Below are 20,454 nucleotides of genomic sequence, written 5' to 3'. Positions count from 1 at the left end.
CGCGGAGCCCGGTCGTGGAGCCCGGTCAGTGGCGTGCGACGTCGGCCAACCAGTCGTCCAGCAACCGGATCTGGCGCTCAGGTGGGAACTCCTGCGGGGCCAGCAGCGCCTGGGTGATCAGTCCGAGGGTGAAGGACTGGGCGGCGGCGGCCAGGTCCGCGGCGGGCCGGCCGGCCGGCAGTTCACCGCGCGCCTGGGCGGTCGTGACGTGGCCGGCGAGCCGGGCCCGTGAGCGGCGGTAGCGCTCGGCGTGCTCCGCGGCGAGTTCGGGGTCGGCCAGGGCGATGTCCCAGGAGCTGACCCAGATCCGGTTCGCGTCGGCCGACTCGGTGGTCAGCGGCAGGATGTCGAGCAGGGTGGCGCGCACCGCGGCCAGCCCCTCGGCGGTCGGGGTGCGGCGCGGGCGGTCCTGGTTGCGCTGGTCGAGCACCTCCAGCGCGGTGCGCAGCAGCGCCTGCTTGTTCGGGAAGTAGTGGGTCAGCAGCCCGGTCGAGGCGCCCAGCTCGGCGGCCACCGCGCGCAGTGTCAGTCCGCCGAAGCCCCGGCCGGCGAGCACCCGCCAGACCGCCTCGGAGACGTCTCGGCGGCGGGCGTCATGGTCTCCACGGGCGGGCGTCATGGCGCTATGGTACCTACCAAACGTTTGTTATGCACCGCTGCCGCCCCAGCTCTGGAGGAAGCCCCGTGTTCGCCATATCCCTCTCCGAGACCCTGCCCGCCGAGCTGCGCCCGCTGGAGCCCTGGCGGGCCGAGGAGTTCCTGGCCCACATGGATCGGGCGCGGGCCAACCTCGACCGGTTCATCGGCTTCGCCTCGCTCACCACCGATGTCGACTCCGCCCGCGCCACGCTGCAGCGCTACGCCGACATGGCGGCCGCCGACACCGGCGCGATCTACGGCATCTGGCTGGACGGCACGCTGGTCGGCGGCGTGATGTACCCGCACTTCGACACCAAGCACCGCAACTGCGAGATCGGCGTCTGGGCGGAGCCGGCGGGGGAGGGGCTCGGCCTGATCTCGGCCGGGGTCCGGCACCTGATCGAGCTCGCGGTGGCGGAGCGCGGCATGCAGCGCGTCGAGTGGTACAGCAGCAGCACCAACGCCCGCAGCCGGGCGGTGGCGCAGCGGGTCGGCATGCGGCTGGACGGCGTGCTGCGCTCGTACTACGCGCACAACGGGATCCGGCACGACAAGGAGGTCTGGTCGATCCTCGCGCAGGAGTGGCTCGACTCCGAGCAGCGTCCGGTGCGGCCGGTACGATAACCAGCCCGCAGTCACCCGGTAGTCAGAGGGAGCCCGCCGTGCTGGGAGTCACCGGCCTCGCCACCTACACGCTCGGGGCGCTGATCATCGTCCTGCTGCCCGGCCCGAACTCGATCTACGTGCTCTCGGTGGCCGCCCGCAAGGGCATTCGCACCGGCTACCGGGCCGCTGCCGGCGTCTTCCTCGGCGACTTCACCCTGATCACCCTCACCTCGCTGGGCGCCGCCTCGCTGCTCAAGGCCAACCCCGAGGCCTTCGCGGTGGTGAAGTTCGGCGGCGCGGCGTACCTGCTCTGGATCGGCTTCGGCATGCTCCGCGCCGCCCGCTCCCTCTGGCTCGAACGCCACGCCGCCGCCGAGCCGGAGCCGGAACCGACCCCGGAGCCGGAGGCCGCCGCCGAGCGCCCGTTCCGCCGGGCGCTGGTGATCAGCCTGCTCAACCCCAAGGCGATCCTCTTCCTGCTCTCCTTCTTCACCCAGTTCGTCGACCCCCACTACGGCATGCCGGCCCTCTCCTTCTTGCTGCTCGGCGGCATCCTGCAGGCGATGAGCTTCCTCTACCTCTCCACCCTGATCTTCGCCGGCACCCGCCTGGCCGCCGCCTTCCGCCGCCGCCGGGCCCTGTCCGCCGGCCTCACCAGCGCCGTCGCCCTCCTCTTCGCCGGCTTCGCCGCCAAGCTCGCCGCCTCCTCCGCCTGACCCCGCGCTCGAATCGGGTTCGGATCACCCCGCGGACCTGTGTAGACTGGCCCGCGTTGCCGATACGGACCTGCTCCTTGGCGGGTCGGTGGCTGGTAGCGGTGCCGCCTTAGCTCAGTTGGCCAGAGCAACGCACTCGTAATGCGTAGGTCATGGGTTCGAATCCCATAGGCGGCTCAAGGAAACCCCAGGTCATAGCCTCTGACCTGGGGTTTTTGCCGTCCTGTGACCTTGGGATCGTGGGACTGTCGGGCACGAAACCAACGCATGCCAGATGCATCGGGTTTTGTTTGCAGCGCGTAGCCGCAGAGTGGCGAGCATTCCGAGTATGGGGCTCTGACCTGCGCTTTCTTGTTCCTTGCGGGTGATGAGGGTCGGCGCTGCGCGCAACCGCGACCCCTGAACTTGCCCGAAACTTGCCCGGGCCGGCGATGATCATGAAATGGGTCAGACGCATCTGGTCGAGTTGCTCTCAAGCCCTCGTCGCTCTGAGTGACCTTTTTCCTGGAATGTTGCTGGGAAGGGTCGAGCTCGATGCCCTTGCGGATGGCGGGCTCGAAGGTGCCCACGGCTGAGCTCTTCGGCGGGCACTTGTGGACCGGCGGCCGGTCCGAGTCCAGGGCGTGTACACGGTGCCTCTGAATATCCCCAACTGCCGGCTGCCGTCCGGGCCGACAGGCCCGCCTCTGGATCGTCGGTGCAGTGGGCGAGAATGGGCCGATGAGTGAACCGGCCCAGGGCACTGCGGTTGAGGACTACGCGCGGCGCTTGGCGGGAGGCATGGGCGTACCCGATTTCGTGTACGAGCCCGTACTCGTGCAACGTAGAGGCGGTAGCCGAGAGATCAGCGGTGGCCTGTTGGTAGCTGGGACCGACGGGGTCATCTTGCAGGTCAAGAGCAGGGAGCGTCTCGCTGGCGAGGCGGACTCTGAGGATCGAGCCAAGGCATGGTGCGTCAAGCTAGGCGATGCAGCCCAGCGCCATGGGGTAGGGACCAGGAGCAGTCTGCCCCGATCGCTGGCGCGGGTGCGGTCGCTCCGAGGCTTCGAGCGGGTGCTGCCGGACGGAGCGGATTGCCCGGTTCAGCGTCAAACAAGCCCCGAACCGGGGTGCATGCTGGTTCGCGTGACGACCATCTTGGGTATCCAGAAGGCGGCCGAGCAGACCGCCCGCATCCTCGACGATTCCGCCTTCCAGGCCGCGCTGAAGGCGGGTCGGGACATGGAGCGCGCCCTCAAGAAGCACGCTTCGCTGACCGCATACTCACAGGCAGTGGACGCGAACCTCCGCGCCTTGACGACCGGGCTAGACGCGCTCGGCCGCACGTGGACGAGCGAGCTGGATCGGCTGCTCGACTCGACGACGCTCAAGGACCTGAACACACTGGCCACCGTCGCCGCGGAGTCCCCGCTGACCGACTGGGAGCCGGCCGCAGCCCGCAGCGGCCTGCTCGGCCTGTATGACGGCCTGGGGGCGCAGGATTTCCAGCACCCGCTGCTGTCGCCCGAGAACATCCAGACAGCCCGCAAGGTCATTGCGTCCGCCCCAGAAACAGGCCCGGCCAAGCTGCCCGACGTGCAGCTGTCGACGGAGGTAGCCGATCGGGTTGGCGACCTGGTGGCGGACCTCGCCGAACATGCGAAGGGCTCGGATCGGCAGAAGCGGGCTACGAACATCGGAACCGCGGTGACTCTACTGTTCCTGACGGTTACCGCACTCGGGTACCAACTCCTCCCCGAGCTGCTCGAAAGGGGGCTTGAGGTGGCCGACGTCCTGACGCTCGCCTACATGATCCGGGCCTTCGCTATCTCCAAGTACCTGGAGATGGCCACGGACGACGAAAGTTGAGTTCAGTTCAGCAAGCCGAACCGGTCGCCCATCGAGCATGGAGACTCGCTTGTTGACGGCGAGCAGGGCGTCGTCCAGCCGATCCGGTGATCGAATCCAGCGCGCGACTTGGCCCTCGGCTGCGCCTGAGCTTGCGCTTCTTACTACCGAGAGTCGAACGAACATGGACTGGAGTCGGCGGAGCCTTGATGATGTGTCATCCGAGGTGATCAGCGACAGTGAGCACTTGAGTAAGGTTGTGGATGGTCGAGCAGGCGTGGTGCCACAGTGGACCCGGAAGCAGGCAGGCAGCAGCACCCGCTCCAGGTTGCTTGCGCTGAGGTCTGGGCACCGAATAGTTCGACTGGGGAACTCGTGACGGCGAACGATGACAGCACCTACTCCATCAGACTGGCGTTGGTTGCGCCCTGCCCGGCATGTGGTGAGGGGAGGTCCGTCCGGCATCCCGCTGTCTGCCCGGAGTGCTCCAGTCCGCTCGATCCCGATGCGGTAGACATAGTGCGAGCCGTAGTACGCCGCCGTCGGCAGGCGTTCAAGGGACGTCTCTACCGACTCCAGGACCGCATGAAGCAGGTCACCGACGGCCCACTTCAATTTGCCACCCGGGGCGCGCCGCTGCCGATGCATGTTCACCTCAGTGACGTCCTGCTGCCTGGCATGCGGGCGCTATCGGTGCTTCACAACGAGGTTGCAAAGATTTTTGGTTCACGGTCTTGGGACCCGGAAGAGCCAGGCTGTCTAGCCGACTTCACTCGCCTGATCCAGGTCCTCGACGGAGCACTTTCCCGGATCGACCCACTCCGAGAGACCATGCCAGCCATCGAGCTCCGCGCGCTTCACCGCGAGGCCATCCGCGCCTTGGTGGCTAACGTGCGCGGCCACGTGCTCATGGCGATGACCCTGAGCGCTGTGGACATGGATGAGGCTGTGCGTTGGCAGGGGGCGGGGAACCGAGCGTTCGATGTCAGCGCAAAACATGCCGAGCGCGTTGACGCCTTTATCGAGTTGATTGAGCAGTCGCCAAGTGATGGCCCGTTTAGGGTCGATGGCTCTTTGGACATCGCTGCTCTGGTCTGGGCCGGTGTGAGGGGTGCGAGTTCAGCCAGCCCGTCAATCGCTCGTGGCGCAGAGATCGCCCGTAACGCCTATGGGGACATCTCCGGAATCCGCACACTTCCCGATGAGCGAGCCATCGCGCTTCTCCCGACGCTGTCCTTTGGAGCGCAGGCTGTCGATCACTACGCATTGGTTGAGCGGGCCAACCTACTGCGTTCTGTACTCGACGGTGGCACGAGTAGCACTTGGATAGTTGAGCCAGATTTGCTTGTTGAACGTCTCAGTCGCGGTGTTGAGCGCGTCGTGGACCAGGCCGAGCGGCTTGACCGTGAGCTGCGACATGAATTGCCGCGTCGCCATCGCATGCGCTCGATGGCAGAGGTTTATAAGGACCTAGTTGAAGGGGCTTTGGTTGACCTCGGCGGCATCGTGCTCGTTTCGGCTAGGACGAGCCGCGGTGACGATAACGCCACTTATGAGATTGACGTTATTGAGGGGATCAAGTCCGGCGAAGTCGTCGAGGAGCTATCCCGCTTGGGCGCGCCTTGGGCCGGCACAGTAGAGATGGTCATCCGCAACGCAAGTTCCCATGCAGGTATCGAAGTAACGGCTGATGGGATCACCGCTAAGTCGCGTCGGATTGAAAATGGTCGAGTGGTCTCGCGTAAAGAACTCCACCTGTCAGACGCCGAGTTCCATGAAGATATGGTGGCACTCCAGGAAACCCTTCTCGCGCTGCAACTTGCCGTATTGCCGTGGGTCTGGAGCCACGGTGCCGAGCATGTAGCAACGGCGGTATCAATGGAGCTCGTAACACCCGGGCAGCGGAACCAGACCATCGCGCTGCTTGGTGGCCTGGTTGGGCTTTCCGACGTCGAGGTAGCCGAAGACGATGACTCAGTCAAAGTCTCTGCAAATCTAAGGGAGGGCATTGGTGAGCCTGACGAAGTAGGTATCCTCAGCTTGATGCCGGCAGCCTTCGGAGCTGTTCCTACTGCCAAGCGAGCTACCCTTAATATCGCTGGTCGTGATTCTGTCTCCTTTGAGCGTGACGAGTTCTCTGGTGGCGATGATGCCTTACCACACAGCCGACCGCGCCTAGGTATATCCACCGCCAAATGGCTCTTGCATAACGGAGGGCCTTGGACTCAAGTCAATGAGGCCATGTACGTCACGTTTCCACTGACAGCTGTCTTCTTCGATTCCGTGCGCTATGCCTCCCAGGAGCCTAAGCGGACCGAAAACATTCACGCCGCCATCGCTAGCCTGCGGATCATGCGGTCGCGCCTCGATGATGTTTTCCCTGAAGAACGCCGCCGGAAATTCACTGGCGAAGTCGTAGCAGGGACCGACCGCTTGATAGTGGCGTTGACCGGTTTGGCTGACAGCCGTGCGTCGGATGACGTAGCGGCTGGTCGGTATGCGCGGGAGGTAGTCACCATGTTGGAACCCATGCTCGCAGTCCAGCAGCGAGTGATCGCGATACGTGACGCTGGATAAGTGCGCCAAGAAATGGCTACGGCCGTCACGGTAGGCGTAGGGTCAACCCTATGGAGTCCGAGGAGCAACGAGCTTGCCCAAGAGATATTGGAAATGGCCGAAGGTGATCGGAATATGGGAAATGATGCCCTGGAAACGGGCATATGGGACGCGGTCATAGACGAACGCCACCCCGCCCGCCTCAAAGAGTTGTTGCCCATGCCGGTTGGTCCGCTGTTTCGCTCGTCGGCTCAGAAACGGCCTCCGCTGCCTGGTTACTCGTTCAGCATGCCGACCTTGACCCCGACTTCCGGGCCAACATCGCAGTTGGGAGTTCCGTGCGGGGGTATGGCAGTCAGCGGGTCCGACCGTCGTCCCGGGGCGCTTCGGTCAGAGGCTGCGATTGTGAGGCTGGCATGTGCGGCTCTCCAGTAGGCAAGCCGGAGCGAGCGCGGGCCGCCGTGCCTCGGGGACTGCTGCTGTTACCGGGAAGCAATTGTTCGCGCCAGCGCAGGAAAGTGCCTCGGATGATCGTCGCCCGGTGGACGTCGATCCCGTATGACGCGAATTGGCGGTCGTTGAAACGCTGGATGCTGGCGAACATGTCAGCGAGGACGGCGGTGTCGAAGCCGCCATCGCGCTGCTCGGCGAGTTCGATCAGACGCTCGCGGGTGTATCCGGCGCGCAGCAGGCCGTCGACGTCGATGAAGTCACGGACCTCGGCTCGGGAGAAGAGCGCGGTCATCTTGCCGGCTGCTACGTCGTCAGGGTGCAGGACTGGGCCGAGTGCTGCTTCGACGGGTGGGTGGGAAAGGAACTCGGCGACCAGTTCTACCTTCGTTTCCCGCCCGGTTGCTGGGTCGGTCACCTGGAGCCTTACGTAGGTCTCCGATGTGGTCGCGGCTTCCGCCTCCAGACCTTCCTCCCAGAGGGCAGACAAGGCGCGAGTCGTGGCTGCCGGCATCTGATCCCTGCGCTCGAAGGGCGTGAACAGGTCCACGTCGTCGCTGAGCCGGTTGACGATCTGGTGCGCCTGGATGGCGTAGCCGCCCGCGAGGGCGAACCCGAAGTCGTCGGCGAGGGCAGCGAGGCAGATTCGGATCAGGCGTGCGTGCAGTTCGTCCACTATGCCGCCGTCGCCTGACGGCGAAGCTGGGGGAAACGCTGCTCCCAGCGGGCCCGGGCGGGCGCGGGGACGATCAGCTGTGGCCACAGCCGCGCCAGGGTGGCACCGTCGAGGTGCTCCTGGAGGTCTGCTGCGGACTGGGCTTCGCGGACAACGCGTTCGTACATGACGGCAAGGTCTGTGTCATCGTCGAGGTCGTAGGCATAGTCCGGGCCCCAGTCGAGGTGACGGGGCAGGCGAATGAGGCCGTGGACCGGTCCTGTCAGCTCAGCCAGGGTGTCCGGGACGGCGTAGGGCTTGGCATCGGCATACCTACTCACGTCACCAGGATGCCCTATTTGGGCCCCAGGAAGCAGGCTCTCGACAGACTGATCGAGTGGGTGAGAGTTGCCGGAGCAATCCGCCTTGCTGTCCGCCGCAACGACTTCTCCTAGACCTCACTCCAACGAGTGATGCATTTCGCGGGCGCGGCGGCGGGCGCCTGGCGGGACGATGCAGAGTGGCCGTAGACGGATTGGCCCCGCTGTGGGGGCCCCAGGCGGAGCCCATAGGAGGTCCCCCGATGGAGAGCACGTCAGGCATACCGGCGGAAGCCAGTACCGGGTCAGCCTGCCCGGAGTGGTGCGACGGCGGGCATCGTGAGCCGTCCGATTGGCACTACGGCTCGGCCTTGCTGTTGACCGCTCCGGGCGGTGAGGGACCGCCCGTGCCGCTGCTGCTGAAGGTTGCGCTCATGGGTGAAGCCGACCCGGAGACGCCTGGGCCGATCCTGCCGTCCGTTGATGTGGAGGGCATACAGGAGCAGGCACTGGACGCAGCAGGGCTGGAAGCGCTGATAGCGGGGTTCGAGCGGTACGTGACAGAGCTGAGAGAGTTCCAGCGTCGCTACGGCGCGATCGCGCGCGCCGCCCAGCACCGCGCGGCGTGACTGACTGGGGAAGCCCCACGGCCGACCACATCGAATGCTCTGAGTAACAGTCTTTGCGTTGGCCGAGCAAGAAGGAACAGGGAGGGGTAACGGGATTCCTCCGGAGCAACTTGCCCGGAACTTGCCCGGGAGTATCCATAGCCGCTTGGGATCAGCCGAACCGTATGGGACGAGCCGTCACGCACGGACGTGCTCTGATCAGGGAAAACTGGGACGCGAGCCCGCCGGTTGGGACTAGTCGGCGGATGATCACGTGTCCTCGTAATGCGTAGGTCATGGGTTCGAATCCCATAGGCGGCTCCACCGGAACCCCCAGGTCAGGCCTCTGACCTGGGGTTTTTCTGTTTCCAGCCGCTGTGACCCGTGGTTTTGGCAACGAGCGTGAGCCGAAGGGCGCTGCCCGCGGGGTCGGAAGCCGTGCGAGGCCGCTGCTCCGGCTGGCCCGCTGGAGCCCGAAGGCCCTCCCGGACGCTTCCGGGAGGGCCTTCGGCGTGAAGCGGTGTCAGGAGGTGAAGTAGCCCTCCAGGTCGGCGATCACATGGGTGTCGCCCGCGTGGTTGTAGAAGGTCACCCGGCCGTCCACCACCGGGACCACGACCAGGTTGGCCCTGGTCTGTCCGGCGGTGAAGTTGAGGTTCGAGGCGTTGGGGCACGCGATCCCGTGCGGATAGACCGTCATGTGGCTGTCATCGGTGGGTTCGGTGACCGTGACGTTCAGCACGACCGCGGTCACTCCGGTGGCGGGTACGCCCTCGACTCCGCCCACCTGCAGGCTCACGATGCTGTCCCCGCTCACCTTCCCCTGGCGGGCGCCGGTGCCGACCCGGGTGTCCAGCAGGCGAACCGGCGCGACCGAGGAGTAGGTCGATCCGGTGGCCGAGTAGTAGCCCGTGACGTCGGCGATCAGATCGACCGAGCCCGAGTTGTTGCGCAGGTCCACCATCCCGTTCACGACCGGGACGGTCACCAGGTTGGGGACGATCTGCCCGGCGGTGAAGTTGAGGTTCGACACGTCGGGCAGTGGCTGGCCGTCGGGGTAGACGGTCACGTGGCCGGCCTCGGTGGGGTACACGGCGGTCACGTTCATGACCACGGCGGTCACCCCGGTGGCCGGAACACCGTTGACGCCCGCCACCTGGAGCGAGGCCACACCGCCGGGGCCGACGGGCGCCTGCGGGGCACCGATGCCGTAGCGGGTGTCCAGGAAGCGGGTCGGGGTGATCGGTGTGAACGCGGAGCCGGCGCCGGAGTCGGTGAAGTATCCGGTGACGTCGGCGATCAGGTCGACGGAGCTGGAGGCGTTCTTCAGGTCGACCTTGCCGTTCAGCACCGGAACGGTCACCAGATTGGGGACGGTGTCCCCGGCGGTGAAGTTGAGGTTCGACGTGTTCGGGGCAGGCTGACCGTCCGGGTAGACCGTTACGTGGCCGGCGTCCGACGGGTTGACGGCCGTCACGTTCATCACCACGGCGTTGACCCCGGTGGACGGGACCCCGTTCTGGCCCGCCACCTGAAGCGCGACCACGCCATCCCAGCCGAGCTGCGCCTTCGGGGCACCGATGCCGTAGCGGGTGTCCAGGAAGCGGGTCGGGGTGATCGGGACGAACTTGTCCTTGGCGGTGGTCGCGGCGGCCGTGACCGTGTACGCGTTGGGGAGGTAGCCGTAGGAGGGCGTCCCGGTGGTGTAACCGACCGTGTCGAGCGCCAGGTCGTAGCTACCGGGAACCAGGCCGTTGGTGTCGACCAGGACATCGAGCGAGGTGCCGTCGGCGCTCACGGAGAGCGGCGTCAGCACCGTCTGCTTGCCGCCGTTCTGGGCCAGCCACGCCTTGGTGCCCAGGGTGAGTCCGGTGCCCTGGAGAACGGCCTGGTGCTGCGTCCCGGCGGTACCGGTCGCGGGACTGAGCCCCGTCGGTGTCGGCTGAGGCGCACGGGTGCAGCCCTGGTTGCAGACACCCTGCATGCTGTACTCGACCGGCGTGGCCGCCTGGTTCGCGCTCAGCAGCAGAACCGCCTGGCCGGCAACCGAGTTGGGGGTTGCCTGGCAATTGGCGCCGAAAGTGCCGTACATGGAGACGCACTGGTACGTCAGGTTCGGGTCGTCCCACGAGGAACTGCCGGTCAGAGTCAGCAGCGGGGTTTCCAGGCTGGTGGAGCTGTCGGTGCCGTAGACGTTGAAGGACTGGTTGGGCTTCATGTCGAGCACGGCGCAGTAGCCGGTCGAGGACTCGTTGAGCACCCCGCTGCGCAGCGCGAAGCCGTCCACGGAGACCGGGTTGGCGGTGCACTCGGGCGCCCAGCCGGCCGCCGAGCCGACCTTCCAGGTATCCACGTTGGTGTGGATGGTCGTGCCGTTGTAGCCGGAGGCGAGCACGAACGCGACGTACGAGGTCGAGCCGGTGACCTTGCAGGCGGTGCCCCACTGGGTGCAGACGGGCTTGCCGTTGGCGTCGACGACCGACATCACTGTGCCGGGGTCGTAGCGCGATCCCAGGGTGCGCGCGCTCAGCCAGAACTTGTCCGTGGCCGCGCCGCTGATCCGGATGCAGCGGGCGTCCAGGACCGAGTTCAGGTCGTAGGGGGTCGAGGGACCGCCGACCGCCGTCGAGGCCGGCGTGGTGCACTGCGCGGTCGGCGAGATGTCGCGGTGGACCACCTTGTAGGTGTCCGCCCCGCCGACGCCGACCAGCATCGCCGTGTAGGGGACGCCCGCCGCGAGCTGGCAGGCCGTGTAGGAGGTGCCGACCGTCTGGCACACCTCGGTGCCGCTCGGATCCACCACGTGGACCGAGGCGTTCAACTGGTTCTTGCTGTTGGCGAAGTCGAGCATCTCGGCGCTGGCGTGCTGGTCGGCGGGCAGGCTCAGGCAGGCCTGCGGCACGGTCGCGGTCAGCGAGACCTGCGCGCCCCAGGAGCCGTCGAAGCCGGACTGCGGCCAGGCGGTGCAGCCGGCCGAGTCGCCGGTGCGCTGGATCGCCAGCTGGTACGCCTTGCCGGGCGTGCCGCTCAGCACCGCGCGGAACGGCGCGGTGCCGGTCAACTTGCAGACGCCGTAGGCGTAGCCGCCGTTGGTGCACTGCTTGGCGCCGCCCGCGTCGTCGATCTCGACCGCCACGTCGGCGCCGCCGGACGGCGGCTGGTTGAGCAGGTAGAGGCCGTTGCCGGTGGCAGTGGGCAGGGCCAGGCAGAGCTGCTCGCCCGGCCCGGCGAAGGTGCCGGTGGCGGGGCCGTTCGCCAGGTCCTCGTCACCGGTCGCGACGCAGCCCCGGTTCTCGGTGGCCGAGTACAGGAACATGCCGAACGCACCGGCGGTGGTGTTGCTCGCCTGGACCGCCCAGGTGTAGTCACCGGGGGTCAGGTCGCAGGCGCCGAGCGAGCAGTTGGCGACCAGCGCGGTGCCGTCCGGCGTGAACAGCCCGCCGGAGGGGGCCGTCCCGGTGGACACCGGGCCGAAGCCGTAGTGGGTGGCCTGCGGGACCCGGAGCGTGCGGCAGCGCGCCGTGCCGCTCAGATCCGGGGTGGTGCCGAACGCCTGCGGCTCCACCACCGTGCAGCCCTCCGGCTGGGAGAGCCGGGCGGCGCTGTAGGAGTAGTCCTGGGCGGCCCCGGAGGACTGCTGCACCGTCACGCGGAACGGCGCGGTGCCGGCGAGCCGGCAGTCGAGGCCGTTGCCCGGGTTCGACTGGTCGGTGCAGACCTGCTTGCCGGTGGCGTCGTACACGGTCTGGGTGACCCGGTAGGTGTTCGCGTAGCTGCGCAGCACGTCGTTGGCGGCCAGGTCCAGCGTGTAGCAGTCACCAGCGGAGGCGACGGGCAGTGAGCCGGGGAACACGGTCGGGGCGCCCAGCGTCCGGTCGGTGGCGGCCACTGTCTTGCAGCCGGTGGCGGACAGCAGCGGGAGGTACGACACGGAGATGCCGTTCTGCGTCCCGCTGCCGTCCTTGACCTGCAGCGAGTAGGTCCCCGCCTGGCTGGTCGGGCAGCGCAGCACGCCGTACCCGTAGCCGGAGCCGAAGGGACTGTCGCAGGTCACCTTGGTGCTGCCGTCCGGCGCCACCATTGTCGGGTAGAGCGTGCCCTGGGCCGCCACGGCCTGGATGAGCACCAGGTCCGTCTGCTGCGGCAGGGTGATGGAGAAGGATGCCGTCTGGTAGGCGCCGACCGCGCAGCCGACGACCGTCTGCGGAGCAAGGGTGGCCGGGCACGGGCCGGGCGGGGCGCTCTGTTGGACCGCCCGCACGGCCTCGCCGCGGGCGGACTTCGCCTCGGTCGTGGGCGCCGTCTTGGGCGCGACCTTGGCGGGTCGGCTCTCGGACGCCGACGGGGGCGTGCTGGCGGCAGCCGACGGGGCTGCGGTGGCGGTGCCGGCTGTGGGGCCGGAAGTGGCGCCGGGCTGTGACGAGGCGGCCGCGGCGGACTGCGGCGCGACGGGCGGTGCCGCCGCGGCGGCGCTGCCGGGCTGGCCCATCAGCGAGGCTATGACGGCCAGCAACACGGCGCCGGACGCGAGCGCGCCGGAGCCTCTTCTTTCTCGTCTGCCGGACGGCAGCAGGTTCATACGATCCCCCCATTCCGGTTACACCGGATTTCTAAGAACAGCACAGGAACTGCCGAGCAGGCGGAGTCTAGCGAGTTGCCCGCACGCCGGCGCGCGGGATTCCGTTGCCGAACTACCGTTGGGCGCAACGGGGATCGATCCAGCACCGGGAGCGGTGGCGCTGCGCCGGCAGAGGCCGGTGTGCTCCTTCACAAGTGGATGTCCTGGGACGCCGCTTGGCGCGGCGAGACCTGGCCGGTCTGGAAGCCCGGTCCAAACGGTTCCGCCCCCGCCGGGAGACCCGGTGGGGGCGGATGCGGTTGTGCGGGATCAGCCGGCGGTGAAGTAGCCGAGCAGGTCGGCGAGGACGTCCGTCGTGCCGTCGTGGTTGTAGACGTCGACCCTGCCGTCGGTGCCGAGCGGGGTGGTGACGTGGTTGGGGACGTCGACTCCGGGCTGGGCGTTGAGGTTTGAGGTGCCGGGGCGGGTCTGGCCGTCGGGGAAGACGGTGAGGTAGCTGGGGGCGGTGGAGTCGGTGGCGGTGACGTTCAGCACCGCTCCGGTGGCGTTGGCGGGGACGTTGCCGGTGCCGGCGATCTGGAGACTGGTCTGGCTGTCCCGGCTGAGCGGGGTCCCGGTGGTACGGGTGTCGAGCAGGCGGGTGGGGGTGGTGGGGGTGAACAGGCCCTTCCCGTCCGGGCTGTAGTAGCCGAACACGTCCAGCACGATGTCGGTCGAGCCGGCGTGGTTGTAGACGTTGATGCTGCCGTCGGGGCCAAGCGGCACGATGACCTGGTTGGCGCGGTCCTGGCCGGGAACGGGGTTGAGGTTGGAGGCCCCGTAGCCGCTGGTGCCGCTCGGGGCGACGTCCAGGTGGGTGGTCTCGGTGGCGTCGGTGCCGGTGAGGTTGAGGATGACGGCGGTGGCGTTGGCGGGTACACCGCCGCTGCCCGCAACCTTGATGTTGCGGGTGCTGTCCGGGCCGAGCTTGCCGCCGGTGTCGCCGTTGCGGGTGTCGACCAGGCGGGCGGGGGTGAGCGGGGTGAACCTGGAGCCGCTCGACAGGTCGGTGCTGTAGAAGCCGGAGATGTCCACCACCAGATCCACGTCGCCACCCCAGGAGTTGGCGAACGACACCGCACCGGTCGGACCGACCGGGACGGTGATCAGGTTGGGCACGGCCTGCCCGCCGACGTAGTTGACGCTGGACGTGGTGGGCTGCTTGCTACCTGTCGGGTAGACGGTGACGTGGCCGTCCCGCCCCTTCGACACCGCCGTCACGTTGAGGACGACGGCAGTCGGCTGCTGGTAGCCGAAGTAGTTGGAGTAGTTGGGCAGCAACTGGAGGTCGAAGGTGCCACCGGCGGCCACGCTGCTGGGCAGGGTGCGGGTGTCCAGCAGCCTCATCGGGGTTGTCGGGTGGAAGGCGCCCGCCTGGTACGCGACGTGCAGAAGCTGCGAGGTCTTCTCGCTGCGCCCACCCGTGTCGGTCACGGTCAGCGTGACGGTGTAGTCGCCCTCGTTCGCGTAGGTGTGGGAGGTGCCCGTGATGACGTCTGTGGTGGTGACGGGGGAACTGCCGTCACCGAAGTCGAAGCTGAAGCTCTCCAGCGACCATGGGGACGTGGAGCCGAAGTCCGAGAAGTCGTACCCGAGCGGGTTGCTGTTCCGGGAGGACGTCAGCTTGGGGACGAGCAGGCCGGGCGGGCTGACCTGCACGGTGGTGTCACCGGTGGTGGTGGTGTCGCCGTTCTGCTCGGTGGCGACGACTGTGGCCTGGTAGGAGCCCGCAGTCTGGTAGGTGTGCTGGACCGAGAACTGCGTGGTCGTCACGGTCGGAGTTCCGTCGCCGAAGTCGACGGTGTAGGAGACGACTGGCGACCAGCTTCCGAAGTCGTGCAGCGTGAGGGTGGTCGACGCTCCGGCGGGAATCTGCCGTGGCTGGACCTCGACCGCGACCGAGCGGGACGAGGTCGTGAACTCGAACGCGCCCCGGTCGTAGTAGCCCGAACCGGTACCGGTGTTGGGGAAGGCGGGGTCGTCGATCCGCTGGTAGCCGTAGAGGTCGGTGGTGAGCTCGCCGGGTGCGTTGGCGTCGGCCGAGTCGATGCCGGGGGAGTTGGAGCCGATGGGGAGAGCGGTGTCGGGGTTCCCCGAGTAGTGCGGATCGGCCGTGATGTCGTGGGCGCCCTGCTGCGGGACGGCCTTGGTGAAGTCGGCCGCGGTGGCGTAGCTGGTGCCCGCCCAGTTGTAGACCGGCGCGTTGCCGAAGGGGTCGGCCAGGTTGTAGTCGGCGACGGTGCCCGGCACCGAGTCCGCGGAGACGGAGAGCTTGGCCGTGCCCTGGCTCGGGTCGCAGGCGGGGGCGTTCTTGCCGGTGTCGAAGCCGGTGGCGAGGACGTTGTTCTCGACCACGGCCTTGGACGAGTTGCCGAGCAGGCCGATGGCCGGGCCGCAGACCGAGCTGACGGTGTTGCTCGTGATCACCGTGCCCGGGGCGTCGGTGATCTGGATGCCGGCGCCGCCTGCCTGGTTGTCCACGGCGTTGGTGGTGAGGATGGTGCCGGTGACGCCGGCGTCGACGACGATGGCGGTACGGGCAAGGCCCCTGACGATGTTTCGGCTGATCGTGGTGGAGGCGGTCGTCCCGCTGAGGTGGATGCCGGCGGTCTGCGGGCCGGACGTCGATCCGCCCATGATGTTGCCGTCGAGGGTCACCAGCTGGGTGTCGGCCAACTGGACGGCACCGAGGGAGCCACGGATACCGAGACCCGTGATCGTGACATCGTGGACGCCGTTGAGGACGAAGCCGTGGTCTGCGGCCGTGCCGCCCGGGTCGAAGCCGACGAGCGGCAGAGTGCTGAGGCCGTTGCGGATGTCGCCGCCGCGAACGGTGATCGGCTTGCCCGGCTCTCCCGAGTGGGTGAGCGTGACCTGCTCGCGGTACGTGGCCGCGGCCACCTGGACGGTCTGGCCGGGCTGGGCGGCATCGACGGCGGCCTGGATGGTGCAGAACGGCGCGGCCTGGGTGCCGCTGCCCGTGTCGGTGCAGCCCGAGACCGGGTTGACGAAGAGCGTGGCACCGTCGGCGACCGCGAGGACCGGGGCGGGCAGACCGGCCCCGAGCGCGATGACGGTGGCGACGGCGAGGCCGGCGAGATGACGCTGGCGCACGGAGGACCCCCTGTGGACCGGATGCTGGAGGCTTCTACGCACGTGGCGGAAGCCGGGCACATCCTCCTCTTGATCTTCATCTTTGTCACGCCGTTACGAGCGCCTCCCGGATGTCGGGAAACCCGGCCCTGAGCTGGCGATTCACTGCGCGGACGGCGGTTGACCGCCTTGATCGCCGCGTGGCGAAGCCTTGGCCTGCCGGAAGCCCGGGTGGCGCTCGGTGACCTGGACTTCCCCACGTGTCCAGGGCCCTTTGGTCAAGGTTTAGTAAATGCGGCAAGCGTTCGGGTGGAACAGGGCTAAGCTAGGCAAGGTTTTGCAGGCACCTCGTTCGGTGAGGCGTCTTCATGGACACAGGCCACTGATCCCAACCGTCGAGAGACGCTCCGGATCAGGACAGATCTTCCCGACCTAAGGGTTGATCCCAAGTGGCTTCCGGCTCAGCCGAGTCGGATCACGCCGTGAAGTGCCAAAGCTCTGACGAGTTGGGGTGAGCTGGTCCTCGGGGCCGGCGAGCTCCTTGCCGTGTCGTCATGCGCAGCGGTCCGTCGCGCGCACCGGCCGGGAGGAGGCGAGAGACTCATGGATTGCAGTAGTCCGGGCCACAGTTGCCCCTACCCCCGCCTGTCCTCGTACTTCTTCGGCTCGCGGTAACCACCTTCGCTACGCGCTTTTCGATCTGACGCGCCATCAGCGGCTCAGTGCTGCCCTGGCGCGCTCCTTGGCGCTTGTTCGTAGCGGGGATAGCTGCCGCGTGCCTCCAAACTCCCCCTGAATCGTTGGGGGCTGAGGGAGGTTCACCATGACCACCAACGTGACACTCGACTCGAAGGTTCCGGCGGCGCGCAGCGCGGTGCTGGATGATGCGCACCTGGGCGATATCAAGGGTGCGCTGGGCACGATCAGGCTGGATGACACGGCTGACCGCAAGGGTCTGTCGGCGAAGCTGAAGACGCTGCTGGCGATTGTCGGTCCGGGTCTGATCGTGATGGTCGGCGACAACGACGCCGGGGCGTTCTCGACGTACGGCCAGGCGGGGCAGAACTACGGTACGCATCTGCTGTGGACGCTGCTGCTGCTGGTTCCGGTGCTGTACGTGAACCAGGAGATGGTGCTGCGGCTGGGTGCGGTGACCGGTGTGGGGCACGCGCGGCTGATCCTGGAGCGGTTCGGGAAGTTCTGGGGCGCGTTCAGCGTGATCGACCTGTTCCTGCTGAACGGGTTGACGCTGGTGACGGAGTTCATCGGGGTGACGCTGGCGGCGGGGTATCTGGGGCTGCCGAAGGTGGCGTCGGTGGTGCTGGCGGCGGCGGTGATCATCGCTTCGGCGTTCACGGGGTCGTTCCAGCGTTTCGAGCGGATCGCGGTGGCGCTGTGCGCGGGGTCGCTGCTGCTGGTGCCGATCTACTTCATGGTCCACCCGAGGACCTCGCAGCTGGCGCATGACTTCGTGGTGCCGGACATGCCGGGTGGTACGGGGCAGTTGGCGACGGTGATGCTGCTGATCATCTCGATCGTGGGGACGACGGTGGCGCCGTGGCAGTTGTTCTTCCAGCAGTCGTATGTGATCGACAAGCGGATCACGCCGCGGTTCATGAAGTACGAGAAGGCCGATCTGTGGATCGGGATCGTGATCGTGGTCGTGGGTGCGGCGGCGATGATGGGTTTCACGGCGGCGGCGTTCGCGGGTACGGACGGGTTCGGGAACTTCACGGACGCGGGTGCGGTGGCGAAGGGGCTGGCGGACCATGGTGGCAAGCTGGTCGGGGTGCTGTTCGCGATCGCGTTGCTGGACGCGTCGATCATCGGTGCGTTCGCGGTGTCGCTGTCGACGGCGTATGCGATCGGTGATGTGTTCGGGATGAAGCACTCGCTGCACCGCGGGGTCGGTGGGGCGAAGGGGTTCTACGCGGTGTATGCGGGTCTGGTGTGTGCGGCGGCGGCGATCGTGCTGGCGTCCAGTGACCACACGCTGGGTCTGCTGACGCAGGGTGTGCAGGTGCTGGCGGGTGTGCTGCTGCCGTCGGCGTCGGTGTTCCTGCTGCTGCTGTGCAATGACAAGCAGGTGCTGGGGCCGTGGTCGAACGGGCCCAAGGTGAACGCGTTCACCTCGGCGGTGGTGGGGGTGCTGGTGACGCTGTCGGTGATCCTGACCGCTTCGGTGCTCTTCCCGGACATCACCTCGCGGCAGATCCTGGACATCATGGCCGGCTGCGGCGTGGTGGGTGTGCTGGTCGCCGGCTTCGCCTTCACCCGCAAGCGGACCGCGACCGCCGAGGACCCTCCCCCAGCCTCCGGCCGGGGGTGCCCCCAGGACCGCACGGGCCGCGACGACTGGCGGATGCCGCCGCTGGAGACCCTGACCCGCCCGGTGATGTCCACCGGCCGCAAGGTCGGCATGGGCGCACTGCGCGGCTACCTGCTGATCGCGATGGTCATGGTCGTCTTCAAGCTGGTCGAGACCGCGCTCGGCCACTGACGGCCGAGGCGCCCTGTCCGGCCGCCCGGTCCCGGCCGGCCGGACAGGGGCCGCCTTCCCCGGCCCAACTCGTCCCGGCCTCCAACCCTGCCGTTCAACAGCTCCTCCTGCCTTTCAACTGACGCACGCTCAATCGCGCGAAGCGTTCGCTTCGCCATGCCCGCGTGCGCGTGACGTGCGCGCACGCCGTCCACGGAGGTGAGCTCCCCGTGTCCGTCTTCACGTTCCACACCGCGCTCCCGGCGGCCCGACCGCGACCGGCCATCGGCCTCGGCGGCACCGTCCGGGTCCGGACCTTCCTGGCGCAGTTGCTGCGCCGGCTGGCCGACAGCCCGCTCGACAGCCCGGTGCTGCACACCTTCCGGCCCCCGGCGCCGCGCGCCACCGCCGCTCCGCAGCGGCAGCGCGTGCGGCTGGCCGCCGAGTGGCACGCCGTCACCGACCGCGCCGGGACCGTCCACCTCGAAGCCGCCTGGCACGCCGAGAGCTGAGAAGGAGACGTTTCGATGCCCCTGCACTACCCCAGGGTTCAGCTGATCTTCTCCGACAATCCAACCGCGACTGCTCCCATGGTGGAGGCGCCGACCCGGCGCCTCACGGCGGTCGGCGTGGTGGTCGACATCGACCAGCGCACTGCCACCGTCGACGGGCGGCGGCTCGACCTCACCTACCTGGAGTTCGAGTTGCTCGCCCACCTGATGGCCCAGCCCAAGCGGGTGCTCTCCCGCAGCCAGTTGATGGAGGCCGTCTGGGGCCGCCCGAATCTCGGCGACACCAGGACGGTCAGCACTCATGTGGCCCGGATCCGCCGTAAGCTCGGCCCGGCTCATCGCGACGCCATCACCACCGTCCGGCAGATCGGCTACAAGTTCGACCCGGCCTTCGCCGGGCCTGACCACCGCCGCACCCGTTGACCCCAGCGATCCCCGAGGAGGTGCTTCATGCACGCCCTGTCCACCCTCGACTTCCTGCTCCGACTGGGTACCGGCGTCCTGTGCGGTGCCGTGATCGGGGTCGAACGCCAGTGGCGGGCCCGGATGGCCGGCCTGCGCACCAACGCGCTGGTCGCCACCGGGGCCACCCTGTTCGTGCTCTACAGCGAGGCCGTCGGCGACACCAGCAGCCCGACCCGGGTGGCCTCCTACGTGGTCTCCGGTATCGGGTTCCTCGGCGGTGGCGTGATCCTGCGTGACGGCGCCGGGGTGCGCGGCCTCAACACCGCTGCCACGCTCTGGTGCTCGGCCGCCGCCGGGGTGCTGGCCGCCTCCGGCAAGTACGGCTTCGCCGTGATCGGGACGCTGGCCGTGATCGCCGTCCACGTGGTCGGCCGTCCCGCCGGACGCCTGCTCGACCGGGTCCCGGCCGCCGGCACCGACCCCGACGCGGTGGTCGAGGCCAACCTGCACCTGCGCTGCGACCGCAGCTCCGAGACCCATATCCGGGCCCTGCTGCTCCAGGCCCTCACCAGCTCGGGCCTCACCCCGACCGGCCTGCGGGCCCGCCGGGAGACCCCGGAGACCACCAGCCTGCGCGCCTCGCTCTCGGTCAGCGGTGACGTGGCCAGCGCGTTGGAGCAGGTGATCTCCCGGCTCTCGCTGGAGCCGGGGGTGCGGGATCTGCACTGGCACCTGGACGAGGAGGAGGACGTTAACCAGGCGTTGGCGTGAACCAGGCGTTGGCGTGAACCAGGCGTTGGCGTGAACCGGGCGCCGGCGTGAACCGGGCGACGGCGCGGCGCGAGGCAGGGGGCGCGGACGTGTGGAGCAGCGTGCGGGGCGGACTGGCGGCGTTCCGGCGGTGGCGGCGCCGGGCGGTCGTGGTGGGGGAGTTGGCGGGGGAGTCGGCGGTGGAGCCGGCGGTGGAGCC

The 20,454-nt window shown here is 68.0% G+C and carries 14 protein-coding genes, 1 tRNA gene and 1 riboswitch; of the genes, 10 read left to right on the top strand and 5 right to left on the bottom strand.

Features of this window, described 5'->3' with window-relative positions; translation table 11 throughout:
• Positions 1 to 25 precede the first annotated feature (25 nt).
• Positions 26 to 619, bottom strand: a complete 594-nt coding sequence (locus OG403_RS17205; protein WP_329565315.1) for a TetR/AcrR family transcriptional regulator — start codon at positions 617 to 619, stop codon at positions 26 to 28.
• 65 nt (positions 620 to 684) lie between these two features.
• Between OG403_RS17205 and OG403_RS17200 the strand changes: the two genes are divergently transcribed.
• The 5 genes from OG403_RS17200 (at position 685) to OG403_RS17180 (ending at position 6,365) form a co-directional block, all read left to right on the top strand.
• Positions 685 to 1,263, top strand: a complete 579-nt coding sequence (locus tag OG403_RS17200) for a GNAT family N-acetyltransferase (RefSeq protein WP_329565313.1) — start codon at positions 685 to 687, stop codon at positions 1,261 to 1,263.
• A gap of 38 nt (positions 1,264 to 1,301) precedes the next feature.
• On the top strand, positions 1,302 to 1,961 hold the full coding sequence (gene leuE / locus OG403_RS17195; RefSeq protein ID WP_329565311.1) for a leucine efflux protein LeuE: 660 nt from the start codon (positions 1,302 to 1,304) through the stop codon (positions 1,959 to 1,961).
• Between the two features lie 103 nt (positions 1,962 to 2,064).
• Positions 2,065 to 2,138 (top strand) — tRNA-Thr (locus OG403_RS17190).
• A gap of 948 nt (positions 2,139 to 3,086) precedes the next feature.
• Positions 3,087 to 3,809 (top strand): hypothetical protein, encoded by a 723-nt coding sequence (locus OG403_RS17185; RefSeq protein ID WP_329565310.1) that lies wholly within the window; start codon positions 3,087 to 3,089, stop codon positions 3,807 to 3,809.
• Between the two features lie 564 nt (positions 3,810 to 4,373).
• Positions 4,374 to 6,365, top strand: coding sequence for a hypothetical protein (locus OG403_RS17180; RefSeq protein ID WP_329565308.1), 1,992 nt, complete (start codon positions 4,374 to 4,376; stop codon positions 6,363 to 6,365).
• Positions 6,366 to 6,699: 334 nt separating this feature from the next.
• Here OG403_RS17180 and OG403_RS17175 read toward each other — a convergent pair whose 3' ends face one another.
• Both OG403_RS17175 and OG403_RS17170 read right to left on the bottom strand, forming a co-directional pair.
• Positions 6,700 to 7,470 (bottom strand): nucleotidyl transferase AbiEii/AbiGii toxin family protein, encoded by a 771-nt coding sequence (locus tag OG403_RS17175; protein WP_329565306.1) that lies wholly within the window; start codon positions 7,468 to 7,470, stop codon positions 6,700 to 6,702.
• A complete protein-coding gene (locus tag OG403_RS17170) occupies positions 7,470 to 7,790 on the bottom strand; it encodes a hypothetical protein (protein ID WP_329565303.1) in 321 nt (106 codons plus the stop codon). Before OG403_RS17170 ends, OG403_RS17175 begins: the two co-directional genes overlap by 1 nt.
• A gap of 242 nt (positions 7,791 to 8,032) precedes the next feature.
• Here OG403_RS17170 and OG403_RS17165 point away from each other — a divergent pair, with 242 nt between their 5' ends.
• Positions 8,033 to 8,398, top strand: a complete 366-nt coding sequence (locus OG403_RS17165; protein WP_329565301.1) for a DUF6907 domain-containing protein — start codon at positions 8,033 to 8,035, stop codon at positions 8,396 to 8,398.
• A gap of 502 nt (positions 8,399 to 8,900) precedes the next feature.
• On the opposite strand, the gene OG403_RS17160 is transcribed toward OG403_RS17165, so the two are convergent.
• Positions 8,901 to 12,956, bottom strand: a complete 4,056-nt coding sequence (locus tag OG403_RS17160) for a hypothetical protein (protein ID WP_329565299.1) — start codon at positions 12,954 to 12,956, stop codon at positions 8,901 to 8,903.
• 309 nt (positions 12,957 to 13,265) lie between these two features.
• Positions 13,266 to 16,109: a PKD domain-containing protein gene (locus OG403_RS17155; RefSeq protein WP_329565297.1), complete on the bottom strand. Its 2,844-nt coding sequence runs from the start codon at positions 16,107 to 16,109 to the stop codon at positions 13,266 to 13,268.
• Between the two features lie 319 nt (positions 16,110 to 16,428).
• Positions 16,429 to 16,606, top strand: a riboswitch (M-box (ykoK) riboswitch).
• A 305-nt stretch (positions 16,607 to 16,911) separates the two neighbouring features.
• Between OG403_RS17155 and OG403_RS17150 the strand changes: the two genes are divergently transcribed.
• From OG403_RS17150 to OG403_RS17135, 4 genes are all read left to right on the top strand, one after another.
• Positions 16,912 to 18,588 carry an NRAMP family divalent metal transporter gene (locus OG403_RS17150; protein WP_329565295.1) on the top strand — a complete coding sequence of 559 codons (1,677 nt, stop codon included), beginning with the start codon at positions 16,912 to 16,914 and terminating at the stop codon, positions 18,586 to 18,588.
• A 209-nt stretch (positions 18,589 to 18,797) separates the two neighbouring features.
• A complete protein-coding gene (locus OG403_RS17145) occupies positions 18,798 to 19,079 on the top strand; it encodes a hypothetical protein (protein WP_329565293.1) in 282 nt (93 codons plus the stop codon).
• Between the two features lie 15 nt (positions 19,080 to 19,094).
• Positions 19,095 to 19,502 (top strand): winged helix-turn-helix domain-containing protein, encoded by a 408-nt coding sequence (locus OG403_RS17140; protein ID WP_442910927.1) that lies wholly within the window; start codon positions 19,095 to 19,097, stop codon positions 19,500 to 19,502.
• Between the two features lie 27 nt (positions 19,503 to 19,529).
• Entirely contained in the window at positions 19,530 to 20,255 is a 726-nt protein-coding gene (locus OG403_RS17135) for an MgtC/SapB family protein (protein WP_329565292.1), read from the top strand.
• Positions 20,256 to 20,454: the final 199 nt, after the last annotated feature.

This window comes from Kitasatospora sp. NBC_01266, assembly GCF_036242395.1.
In the GTDB taxonomy this organism is placed as follows: domain Bacteria; phylum Actinomycetota; class Actinomycetes; order Streptomycetales; family Streptomycetaceae; genus Kitasatospora.
The sequence above is the reverse complement of the archived record's forward strand: the minus strand, read 5'-3'. Positions and strand labels throughout refer to the sequence as shown.

What these genes read in the sequence shown, in the direction of transcription:
- OG403_RS17160 (WP_329565299.1), bottom strand. Translation starts at nt 12,956, where the DNA reads ATGAACCTGCTGCCGTCCGGCAGACGAGAAAGAAGAGGCTCCGGCGCG.
- OG403_RS17150 (WP_329565295.1), top strand. Translation starts at nt 16,912, where the DNA reads ATGACCACCAACGTGACACTCGACTCGAAGGTTCCGGCGGCGCGCAGC.
- OG403_RS17140 (WP_442910927.1), top strand. Translation starts at nt 19,095, where the DNA reads ATGCCCCTGCACTACCCCAGGGTTCAGCTGATCTTCTCCGACAATCCA.
- OG403_RS17165 (WP_329565301.1), top strand. Translation starts at nt 8,033, where the DNA reads ATGGAGAGCACGTCAGGCATACCGGCGGAAGCCAGTACCGGGTCAGCC.
- OG403_RS17135 (WP_329565292.1), top strand. Translation starts at nt 19,530, where the DNA reads ATGCACGCCCTGTCCACCCTCGACTTCCTGCTCCGACTGGGTACCGGC.
- OG403_RS17205 (WP_329565315.1), bottom strand. Translation starts at nt 619, where the DNA reads ATGACGCCCGCCCGTGGAGACCATGACGCCCGCCGCCGAGACGTCTCC.
- OG403_RS17180 (WP_329565308.1), top strand. Translation starts at nt 4,374, where the DNA reads ATGAAGCAGGTCACCGACGGCCCACTTCAATTTGCCACCCGGGGCGCG.